We start from the raw sequence: 10,655 nt of genomic DNA on the forward strand, positions 1-10,655 counted from the left end.
GCCGGTCAGGATGTGGTGAGCACCCAGTACATCAAGGAGTTCGAGATCAACTTCCTCAAGCTGCACCCCAGTCTGGTGCGGGAGATCCACTCCCGCCAGGTCAACCAGATGGCGGTTCGCAGTCTGGTGGGTGGCTGTGCCAATACCCGTACCAGAGTGCTGGCGGTAGGAGTGACGAGTGGCGATGAGTGGAAGACGCTGCGCCATCTCGGGGTACATGCCGGGCAAGGCCCCTGGTTTGCAGAGCCCCAGCGGTTAGTGCTGGAACCGACCGGCGCTTGAGATAAATAACGGAGGGGGTTTTGGGGCGAGCCGTTATTGTTTTCAGCAGGGGCTTACAGTCGCCCCTGTTCCCGCAGTCCGGTTAATCCCTGCATGCCGCCGGTGTGAATAAAGACGATTTTGCTGCCGGGGGGGATGCGACCTGCCGTCAGCTCGCGAAACAGCCCCCACATCGCCTTGCCGCTGTAGATGGGCTCAAGGGGCAGACCGGTCGTGGCGCTGAAATCCTGCACCCACTGCCAGAGGGCCGGGCTGAATTTGGCGTAGCCACCATCGTGGTGATCGAGCGCGATGCGCCAGCCGGGGATATTGGCAGCCGCGGGATGGAGGCGACACACCTCGTCTGCGATAAAGCCGCCTCCTTTCAGTACTGCAATGGCGAGGATCTGCTCCCGCTCCCGTTTGCCGGCGATCAGGCCCGCCAGAGTGCCGCCGCTGGCGCAGGGAAGTACCCAGAGATCCGGCGAGAAGGGTACTTCGCCGACCAGTTCCGCCACGCCGGGGATGGCCAGCGGGCTGCTACCCCCTTCCGGCACGATCAGGGTATCGGGGGCATCGAATTGGGCCAGCCAGTCGGGATCCTGCCGTCGCCGGTAACTCTGGCGGTCGACAAAAACGAGATCCATACCCCAGCGTCTGGCATCCATCAGGGTGGTGTTGCTGACGGCATCGGCTTCGCCCCGTATGATACCGGTAGTACGAAGACCAGCTTGGCACCCTGCTGCCGCCAGTGCATGGATATGGTTGGAGTAGGCGCCACCAAACGAGATCAGATGCTGCTTACCGTGCTCTCTGGCGTGCAGCAAATGGTACTTGAGCTTGCGCCACTTGTTGCCGGAGATGGCCGGATGGATCAGATCATCCCGCTTGCACCAGAGCTCGACGTCATAGCGGCTCAACAACGGATGGTGGAGGCGTTGCAGGGGGGAGGGCAGGGTGGCATGGCCATCAGGCTCGGTTGAAAGGCTGGCTTGCAATGGTGAGTCCGTCTTTTAATCTGGAGGCTAATCTGCTGTTTATGTTAATATTTCTCACATTTAACCAATATTGATGGGCGGGCTTACATGAAACAACTGTTCAGACGGTCGACGCCAAGCCGCCAGGTCGGGCTGTTACTGGCCAATGACAGGATCATGCTGGCTGCGGTGGGCAATCCCCCCGTCTTCGCGACGCGCACCATCAAAGGCCCACAGGAGTGGGCAGTGGCCATCAACGAGCTGTTTAGCCGTCATGGTCTGGCCAAGTCTAAAGTGCGGGTGGCTCTCGCCGCCAGCCTTTATCAACAGATCCAGATCGACAAGCCTGCCGTACCTGACGCCGAGATGGTGGGGGCGCTTCCCTGGGCCATCAAGGATTATGTCAGCGAACCCGTGCTGCAACTGGCGATGGATTATGTGGACTTGCCCATTCCGCCAGCCGGTCGCCCGCGCATCAATGTGATCTGCCTGCCCAAGAGCCGTGTGCAACAGCTGGCCGATGCCATCAACGGCATCGCCACTCTGCAGTCCATCATCAGCGACGAATTGGCGCTGACCTCTCTCTATGACGCGGATGAGACGGTGCGCATGCTGTTGTGGCAGCCCAAGGGGCAGGATCTGCAGCTGCTGGTCTTCCATCAGGGCGGGCTCTGCTTCTCCCGCCAGCTGCGCGGTTTTACCAGCCTGACTGGCGAACATGAACCGGATAGCATGCAGCTCGATTCACTGGCGCTGGAGATCCAGCGCTCCCTCGACTATCTGGCGGGCCAGCTGAAATTGCCCGAGCTGGGGCAGATGCAGTTTGCCGTCGCCTCGCCCTTTATCGGTACTCTGGTGCGCCACATGGAGCAGACCTTCGGCTTTGCTGTCTCCGCCATGGCCAACAAAGCGGTGCTGGCCGGCGTCGAATACCTCTCGGCCTACGCAGCCGCCATCGGGGAGGATGCGTGATGAAACGTCAGATAAACCTCTATGGCGCCGAGTTTCGCCCCAAGCGGCAGTGGGCCAGCCTCAATCAGATGGCGCTGGTGTGGGGTTTTGCGCTGCTGCTGATCCTGTTGACGGGTGTTGGTTACAGCTGGCAGCAGCAACAGGTCAGCCTGGCGCTGGCGCAGCGCTCTGCCGAGCTGGAACTCAAGCGCAGCGAGGCGCAGCGGCTCGATGCCGAGCTGGCGCGCCATCAGGCAGATCCTGGGTTGCAACAGCAACTGGTCAACAAGCAGGATGAGCTGACGGCCAAGCAGGGGCTGATGCGCCAGCTGGGCAGCCTGACCCTGCAAAAATCCCAGGGCTACGCCAGCGTGATGGCGGATCTTTCCCGCATTCGCAACAGCAACCTCTCGTTGCAGCGCATCGAGATCAACGAAGGGCGGATCAACCTCTCCGGCTTTGCCGGACGCAGTCAGGATGTACCGGCCTGGGTCAACCGCTTCAAGCAGACCCCGAGTCTGGTAGGCAAGGAGTTTGGTGAACTGACCCTCGGCCGTGACAAGGAGGGCCGTTTGACCTTCCAGTTGAGCGGCATCGCGCGGGAGAAACCCTGATGAACCTGAAAGCACAATGGCAGGCATGGGGCCAGCGTATCGCCGTGTTGAGCCAGCGGGAGCGGGTATTGATCCTGCTGACCGGTCTGGTACTGCTGGGCGCGGCCGGACTCTACGGTTGGCTCGATGGCGCCGATACCCGCCTGCAGCAGGATCGCATGGCCCTGAGTGCCGCCGAGCGCGACCTCGAGATCATGGAGCTGGAAAACCTCGGCAAACAGGCTCGGCTCAAGCGGGATCCCAATCAGGGAGTTCGCGACCAGCTGGCGCAGGTCGACGCGGATCTGGCCCGGATCGACGATGAGCTGAAGGCCCAGACCGTCGATCTGATCCCGGCGCACGAGATGCCGCAGGTGCTGGAGGCGCTGCTCTCCCGTTCCGCCAACCTTCACATGCTGTCCCTCAGTTCGCTGGAGCCGACCCCGCTGATGGCGGGAGAGCAGAAGGTCAATCTCTACAAGCATGGTATCCGGCTTCAGCTTGAAGGCGGCTATTTCGATGTGTATCAATATCTTAAAGCGCTGGAAGCCTTGCCGCGTCACTTCTACTGGAAGCAGTTCGACTATCAGGTCAAAGTCTATCCCGGCGCGGTGGTGGAGATGGAGATCTACACCCTGAGTACCAGCAAGGAGTTTATCCGTGGCTAGAGTGTTTGCGTTGTGCTGTTGCATGTTCAGCTTGCTGGTTCAGGCACAGCAGGTCGAGGTATTGCAGGATCCTACCGCGCCACTGGCGGATGCGGCGGTTGGTGCCCGTGCGACCGGCGAGAGCAGCGTCGGTTTGCCGAAGCTGCAGAGTGTGGTGCTGGGCAATGGCCCGGCACTGGCGGTACTCAATGGCAAGAGTTATCGGGTCGGGCAACAGGTGGACGGTTATACGCTGGTGGCCATCAATGCCGATGCCGTGGTGCTGGAAAAGGCGGGAAAACGCCATGCGGTAACACTGTTTGCCAGCAAGATCCGGGTTTGAGTCGTGCTTGCCTCTCGAGAGGTGAATCGGCTTTATCGAGTTTAATTGCAAGTCAGGGTGCCCTAATTACATGAAAAAACACCGTCTCTGTCTGATCACCGGGGCCATGATGGCTGCAGGCTGTACCACGTATCAGCACCCCGAGCCGACCCAGGCCAAGGATGCGCTCAAACAGGCCATGAACGAACAGCAGAAACAGGCTGCCCCTCTGACCGCCTTGCCCAAATCGGTGCAAAGTGAATTGCTGCAGCTGAACCGGCCGCAGATGCCGATCGGCATGCCGGAGAAGCGGCTGCGTATCGCGGCTCACGACGTGGAGGCGGTGGAGTTTTTCGGTTCCCTGTTCAAGGGCTCCCGCTACAGCGTGGCGGTTCACCCCGGGGTGGCCGGGCTGGTCTCCGTCGAGCTCAAGGATGTGACCCTGCCGGAGGTGCTGGCGGTGGTGGGCGACATGTACGGCTTCGACGTGCAGCGCAAGGGCAATGTCTTCCATATCTATCCGGCGGGTCTGCGCACCGAAACCATCCCGGTCAACTATCTGATGATGTCCCGTCGTGGCCTCTCCCGCTCCTCGGTCAGTACCGGCGGGGTGACGACCAGTGATAGCAGTAATGGCAGTAGTGTTGACAATTTGCCGAGTAACAGCGGCAGCAACAGCTCATCCAGCAACGGCTCGAGCGGTGACAATAGCAACGGCACCCGGATCGAGACCGATACCAACAGCGACTATTGGACCGATCTGCGCGACGCCTTGCAGACCCTGATTGGCACGGGTGATGGTCGGGCTGTCATCACCAGCCCACAGGCAGGCTTGGTCACTATCCGCGCTTATCCGAAAGAGCTCAAAGCGGTGCGTGAATTCCTGACTCAATCCGAAAGCCATTTAAAACGTCAGGTCGTACTCGAAGCGCGAATTATGGAAGTGGCTCTCAGTGAAGGTTATGAGCAGGGGGTAGATTGGAGCGGTTTGACCGCCAGTTGGGATGGAAATAAAGGTATTCCCAAGGTGGCTCAGCCAGACCTGATGGCGCCTAATATCCCGGAGAGTCAGCAGACCTATAACCTGCTTAAGGGGGGGGGCTCCCTTGGCGAGAGTCTGGTTGGTGCAGTCAATCCCATCTTTAACGCAATTGGTGGAGGGGCTGGTTTCACTATGACTGACGGCAACTTCAATGTGGCGGTCAATCTGCTCAAGACTCAGGGTGATGTGAATACCCTCTCCAGCCCCCGCGTCACTGCGACCAACAACCAGAAGGCGGTGATCAAGGTGGGGACGGACGAATACTTCGTCACCAATGCGACGACGACGGTGACTTCAACCACAACGGGGTCGGAGCGGACGCCAAATGTCGAGTTGACCCCCTTCTTCTCCGGTATCGCGCTGGATGTGACTCCCCAGATTGATGAGCAGGGCAAGGTGCTGCTTCACATTCATCCGTCGGTGATTGATACCGAAGAGCAAAAAAAGAGCATCGACCTGGGCGTAATGGGAGGCAAGATGACCCTGCCGCTCGCCAAGAGCTCGATCCGCGAGTCGGATACCGTGGTGCAGGCCAATAACGGTGACATCATCGTCATCGGCGGTCTGATGAAGACCGACAAGCAGGAGATCGTCAGCAAGGTGCCGCTGCTGGGGGATATTCCCTGGGTGGGCGAAGCCTTTACCAACCGCCGCGAGAGCACCAAGAAGGTGGAGCTGGTGATCATGCTCAAACCGACCGTGGTGGAGAAAGACACCTGGCAAAACGAGCTGCAACGATCCTCCGAGCTGCTCGACAAGTGGTATCCGGCCAAGGGCTGACCCATGACACCAGAGGCGGTCACCCTTATCCCGAACGACCTGTGCTGCCTTGCCAGCACAGGCAGCTTGCTTGCCGTGGCAGGTGAGGTCTCATGTACCTGACCCACTTCGGCCTGCAGGAGGCACCGTTCAGCCTCACTCCCAATACCGGCTTCTACTACGGCCTGCCGCCGCACGAAGAGGCGCTGCAGGTGCTTAACTGGGCACTGGCGCAGGGGGAGGGCTTTATCAAGGTGACCGGCGAGGTGGGTACCGGCAAGACCCTGCTCTGCCGCAAGTTGCTCAGCGAGCTGGGCTCGGAAGCGCGTCCGGTGCGGCTTGCCTGGTTGCCCAATCCCCACCTCACTCCGGCCGAGCTGCGCATCGCGCTGGCGCTGGAGCTGGGGTTGGCGGTACGGGATCAGAGCGAGCTGGATCTGACCGATCGTATCCATCGTCACCTGATCAGCCTGCACCAGCAGGGCAGTCGGGTGGTGGTGCTGATCGACGAGGCGCAAGCGCTGCCGGATGAGACCCTGGAGGCGATCCGCCTGTTCGGCAATCTCGAGACCGAATCGAGCAAGCTGCTGCAGATCGTGCTGTTTGGCCAGCCCGAGCTGGATGCCCGACTGGCCAAGCCGCATCTGCGCCAATTGCGCCAGCGGATTGGCTTCTCCTACTGCCTGCGGCCGCTGCGTTTTGACGAGACTCGCGCCTATCTGGAGCACAGATTGCAGGTCTCCGGTTACCGCGGGGCACCGCTGTTTGCCGGCCGTGCCATGCGTCTGCTGTGGCGGGCATCGCGAGGGATCCCGAGACTTATCAATATCCTGGCGCAGAAGTGCCTGATGCTGGCCTATGGTCAGGGTGTGCGTCAGATCGACAGCCGTCTGGTACGGCTCGCCATTCGAGATACCGACGATGCCAGCCACTTTGCGCCACGGCGCTGGTGGCCCCTGTTACTGTTGCTGGGGTGTGCCCTGGCTTATGGAGTCTGGCCATGAGCGTCATCAACCAGATGCTGAAAGATCTGGACCGGCGCCAGCAAGGATCCGCGAGCGCTGCCGTCTATGTCGCACCGGCCCGCAAACAGGGCTGGTGGATGCTGCTGTTGACCCTGCTGTGTGGTCTGGCCCTCGGGATCCTCGGTTGGCGAACCTGGATCTACTGGCAGCAGACCCAACCCGTGACGGCCGCCAGCGAAGTGCTAGCCCCCGATGCGGTGACTCCCGATGTGGTGGCAAGGGCCGCCGCGCCCGTCAGCCAGCCCGAGCCGGTCGAGGTGGCGGCCGCGCTGCCGCTGCCAAGTCAGGATGAGGTGAATGATGAGGCAGGCGAGAGTGACTCGGGCGACGGGACCGACGGTGCGCCCTTTGATGCCTCCAGCGATGTTGACGAGACGGAGCCGACCGATGAAGAGCTGCAGCCTGAGCTTTACGCCGAACTGGCGGCAGAGCAGCAGGCGGTCGCCAGCGAGCCACGTAAACCGAGCGTATTGAAGATCGAGACGGTTGAGCTGTCGGCCAAGGAGCTGGCGGCACTGGCGGAGCGCAAGGCGACTACCGCCATGGCCAAGGGAAGCCTGCGGGATGCGCAGGACAACTACTATCAGGTGCTGGCCCACGACCCCTACAACCAGGGCGCGCGCGAGCAACTGGCTGGTTTGCTCTACGGCGAGGGCCGCCTGACCGAGGCGCGTCAGCTGCTGGAGGAGGGGATCCGGCTCGATCCCCAGCAGGCCGATTTTCGTCTGCTGCTGGCCCGCCTAGCCATCAGCGAGGGGCAGCAGCAGCAGGCGCTTGGCTGGTTATCCGGTTATCAGCCGGATCTCGCCAGCAACATGGACTATTACGCGACTTGGGCCGGGCTGACTCAGGAGCTGGGCCAGAATGCCGATGCGGCGGCGCTCTATGTGAAGCTGCTGCGCCAGCAGCCGGATCAGGGGCGCTGGTGGCTTGGCCTCGGCGTGGCCGAGGATGGTCAGGGCCACAGTCAGCGGGCGCTCGATGCCTATCGCAACGCCCTGCTGCACGGCAACCTCGGCGAGGCGTCGACCAACTGGCTGGAACAACGAATTGGCCAACTAACCCCTTGATAAACAGCAGGTTCGATTAGCGAAGTGGAATCGGATGCGGCAACGGGTGTGAAGTAACAGAGATCGGAGCAAACATGGCACAACCCAGACTGAAAATGCGCCTCGGCGACCTGCTGGTACAAGAGCAGATCATCTCTGATGATCAGCTGCAGCTTGCCCTGCAGCAGCAGCGTCAGACCGGCCGCAAGCTGGGCACCACCCTGATCGACCTCGGCTTTATCAGCGAGGTGCAGCTGTTGCAGTTCCTCGCCCGCCAGCTGGATGTGCCCTTCTTCGATCTCAACAACCTCACCATAGATGCCGCTGCGGTGCCGCTGCTGCCCGAAGTGCAGGCGCGTCGTTATCGGGCGCTGGCGGTCAACCTTACCGACGACAAGGTGACGGTGGCCATGTCTGATCCGGCGGACTTGAGTGCGCTGGATGCCATCGCCGCCCTGCTCAGCCCCCGTGAGATGGTGCTGGCGGTGGCGCGTGAAGGGCAGTTGCTGGAGTATTTCGACCGTCTCTATCGCCGTACCCGCGAGATCGAGAGCTTCGCCGAACAGCTGCAGGAGGAGTATCAGGACTCCGGCTTCGAGCTGGGCTCCAGCAATCTGGGGGCTAACGACGAGGGGGAGGCGACGGTGGCCAAGCTGCTGCGCTCCCTGTTCGAGGATGCGGTGCAGGTGGGAGCGTCGGATATCCACATCGAGCCGGACGAGAAGGTGCTGCGCATTCGCCAGCGGATCGACGGCATCCTCCACGAGAACATCCTCAACGAGGTGCGCATCGCCCAGGCGCTGGTGCTGCGTCTCAAGCTGGTGGCCGGGCTCGATATCTCCGAGAAGCGCTTGCCGCAGGATGGCCGTTTCAACATGAAGGTGCGCGGCCGCGATGTGGATGTGCGGATGTCCACCATGCCGGTGCAGTATGGCGAGTCGGTGGTGATGCGTCTGCTGGATCAATCCTCCGGCATCCTGTCGCTGACCGAGACCGGCATGCCACCGGAGATCCTGACCCGCTTCCGTCGTCAGCTCAAACGCCCGCACGGGATGATCCTGGTGACTGGCCCGACCGGCAGCGGCAAGACCACCACGCTCTACGGCGCCCTCTCCGAGCTCAACCAGTCCAGCAACAAGATCATCACGGTAGAAGACCCGGTGGAGTACCGTCTCTCCCGCGTCAATCAGGTGCAGGTCAACCCCAAGATCGGTCTCACTTTTTCCCACGTGTTGCGTTCCACCCTGCGTCAGGATCCGGACATCCTGCTGGTGGGTGAGATGCGGGATAACGAGACGGTAGAGATCGGCCTGCGTGGCGCCATCACTGGTCACCTGGTGCTGACCACCTTGCACACCAATGATGCGGTGACCAGTGCCTTGCGCCTTATCGACATGGGGGCGCCCGGCTATCTGGTGGCGAGCGCCCTGCGGGCGGTGGTCGCCCAGCGGCTGGTGCGGCGGGTATGTGAGCACTGCGTCGAGGAGAAGGCGCCCGACGAAGGGCAGGCCACCTGGCTCACCGTGCTCTCCGGCGAGGCGCCTGGCCAACACACCTATCACCAGGGCCGGGGTTGCCAGAGCTGCAACTTTACCGGTTATTCCGGCCGGATCGGGGTCTACGAGTTGCTGGAGCTGGATCAATCGATGATGGATGCCCTGCGCCGCAGCGATGCGGAAGGGTTCGCCAAGGCGGCCCGTCAACACGAACACTACCGGCCGCTGGCCCTCACTGCCCTCGATTATGCCCGTCAGGGGATCACCTCGGTGGATGAGGTGCTGCGACTGGCCGAGGATTTGGGGTAAGCGATGGCTAACTTTGCCTACAAGGGGCGTGACAGCCAGGGCAACGCGACCAGTGGCGTGGTTGAAGCGGCCAACGAGATGGCGGCCGCCGAGCAGCTGATGCGCCGTGGCGTGATGCCCACCGAGCTCAAACCGGGCAAGGCCAAATCTGCTGCCATCGACTGGTCATTGTTGCTGGAAGGGGGAGTCAAGCTGGACGAGCTGGTGATCTTCAGCCGCCAGATGTATGCCCTGACCCGGGCCGGGATCCCGATCCTGCGCGCCATCGCCGGGCTGGAGGAGAGCACCCACAGCAAGCCGCTCAAGCGGGCGCTTCACTCGCTGGGGGAAGATCTCGGCAACGGTCGTCCGCTCTCCAGCTCGATGCTGGCGCACCCCAAGGTATTCAGCAGCCTGTTTGTCGCCATCATCCATGTGGGTGAGAACACAGGTCAGCTGGAAGAGGCCTTCCTGCAGCTTGCCACCTATTTCGAGCTGGAGCTGGAGACCCGCAAGCGGATCAAGACCGCCATGCGCTACCCCAGCTTCGTGATGATCGCCATCGGTATCGCCATGGTGATCCTCAATATCATGGTGATCCCGGTGTTTGCCGGCATGTTTGCCAAATTCGGGGTGGAGTTGCCGCTGGCGACCCGCATTCTGCTCGCCACTTCCCACTTTTTTGTCCACTACTGGTGGCTGCTGCTCGCCATTCTGGTGGGGATGGTGTTTGGCTGGCGCCGCTGGGTCGCCACCACCAAGGGCAAGCTGACCTGGCACCGCTGGCAGCTCAAGTTGCCGATCGTCGGCACCATCATAGAGCGCTCCCTGCTGGCCCGTTTTGCCCGCAGTTTTTCCATGATGCTCAAAGCCGGGGTGCCGCTGAACACGGCGCTGACCCTGGTGGCCGATGCGGTGGATAACGCCTATGTGGCGGGGCGAGTGCGGGATATGCGCGCCGGTATCGAGCGGGGCGAGAGCCTGCTGCGCACCGCCAGCAGCAGCGGCCTGTTCACCCCGCTGGTGATGCAGATGATCGCCGTGGGGGAGGAGACCGGTCAGGTCGATGACCTGCTCCATGAAGCGGCCGAGTATTACGAACGGGAGGTGGATTATGACCTCAAGAGCCTCACCGCCCGCATCGAGCCGATATTAATCGGGATCGTGGCGGTGATGGTGCTGATCCTGGCGCTGGGTATCTTCACACCCATGTGGGACATGATGAGCGCGGTTCGCGGCAAGTAA

The 10,655-nt window shown here is 61.6% G+C and carries 11 protein-coding genes; 10 read left to right on the forward strand and 1 reads right to left on the reverse strand.

Annotated elements, in window-relative coordinates; translation table 11 throughout:
- Window positions 1–282, forward strand: a 282-nt coding sequence (locus tag ACRAUW_RS14005; protein ID WP_431362759.1) for an EAL domain-containing protein, incomplete at its 5' end; no start/stop codon positions are given.
- Window positions 283–335: 53 nt separating this feature from the next.
- On the opposite strand, the gene ACRAUW_RS14010 is transcribed toward ACRAUW_RS14005, so the two are convergent.
- Window positions 336–1,259 (reverse strand): 1-aminocyclopropane-1-carboxylate deaminase/D-cysteine desulfhydrase, encoded by a 924-nt coding sequence (locus tag ACRAUW_RS14010; protein WP_431362760.1) that lies wholly within the window; start codon window positions 1,257–1,259, stop codon window positions 336–338.
- A gap of 87 nt (window positions 1,260–1,346) precedes the next feature.
- On the opposite strand from ACRAUW_RS14010, the gene ACRAUW_RS14015 reads away from it, so the two are divergent.
- The 9 genes from ACRAUW_RS14015 to ACRAUW_RS14055 all read left to right on the forward strand — a co-directional run bounded on the left by ACRAUW_RS14015 (window position 1,347) and on the right by ACRAUW_RS14055 (window position 10,655).
- Window positions 1,347–2,210 (forward strand): MSHA biogenesis protein MshI, encoded by an 864-nt coding sequence (locus tag ACRAUW_RS14015; protein WP_431362761.1) that lies wholly within the window; start codon window positions 1,347–1,349, stop codon window positions 2,208–2,210.
- Entirely contained in the window at window positions 2,210–2,803 is a 594-nt protein-coding gene (locus tag ACRAUW_RS14020) for a PilN domain-containing protein (RefSeq protein WP_431362762.1), read from the forward strand. The genes ACRAUW_RS14015 and ACRAUW_RS14020 overlap by 1 nt, the downstream gene beginning before the upstream one ends.
- On the forward strand, window positions 2,803–3,450 hold the full coding sequence (locus tag ACRAUW_RS14025; protein WP_431362763.1) for an MSHA biogenesis protein MshJ: 648 nt from the start codon (window positions 2,803–2,805) through the stop codon (window positions 3,448–3,450). The genes ACRAUW_RS14020 and ACRAUW_RS14025 overlap by 1 nt, the downstream gene beginning before the upstream one ends.
- Window positions 3,443–3,772 (forward strand): SctD/MshK family protein, encoded by a 330-nt coding sequence (locus ACRAUW_RS14030; protein ID WP_431362764.1) that lies wholly within the window; start codon window positions 3,443–3,445, stop codon window positions 3,770–3,772. Before ACRAUW_RS14025 ends, ACRAUW_RS14030 begins: the two co-directional genes overlap by 8 nt.
- A 70-nt stretch (window positions 3,773–3,842) precedes the next feature.
- A complete protein-coding gene (gene mshL, locus ACRAUW_RS14035) occupies window positions 3,843–5,573 on the forward strand; it encodes a pilus (MSHA type) biogenesis protein MshL (protein WP_431362765.1) in 1,731 nt (576 codons plus the stop codon).
- A 92-nt stretch (window positions 5,574–5,665) separates the two neighbouring features.
- The gene (gene mshM, locus ACRAUW_RS14040) at window positions 5,666–6,556 is read left to right on the forward strand and encodes an MSHA fimbrial biogenesis protein MshM (RefSeq protein ID WP_431362766.1); all 891 of its coding nucleotides are present in this window, start codon (window positions 5,666–5,668) and stop codon (window positions 6,554–6,556) included.
- A complete protein-coding gene (locus tag ACRAUW_RS14045) occupies window positions 6,553–7,647 on the forward strand; it encodes a tetratricopeptide repeat protein (RefSeq protein WP_431362767.1) in 1,095 nt (364 codons plus the stop codon). Before mshM ends, ACRAUW_RS14045 begins: the two co-directional genes overlap by 4 nt.
- 74 nt (window positions 7,648–7,721) lie before the next feature.
- Entirely contained in the window at window positions 7,722–9,431 is a 1,710-nt protein-coding gene (gene mshE, locus ACRAUW_RS14050) for an MSHA fimbrial ATPase MshE (protein ID WP_431362768.1), read from the forward strand.
- Between the two features lie 3 nt (window positions 9,432–9,434).
- Window positions 9,435–10,655, forward strand: coding sequence for a type II secretion system F family protein (locus tag ACRAUW_RS14055; RefSeq protein ID WP_431362769.1), 1,221 nt, complete (start codon window positions 9,435–9,437; stop codon window positions 10,653–10,655).

Source organism: Aeromonas sp. (assembly GCF_050633025.1).
Taxonomy (GTDB): Bacteria; Pseudomonadota; Gammaproteobacteria; order Enterobacterales; family Aeromonadaceae; genus Aeromonas.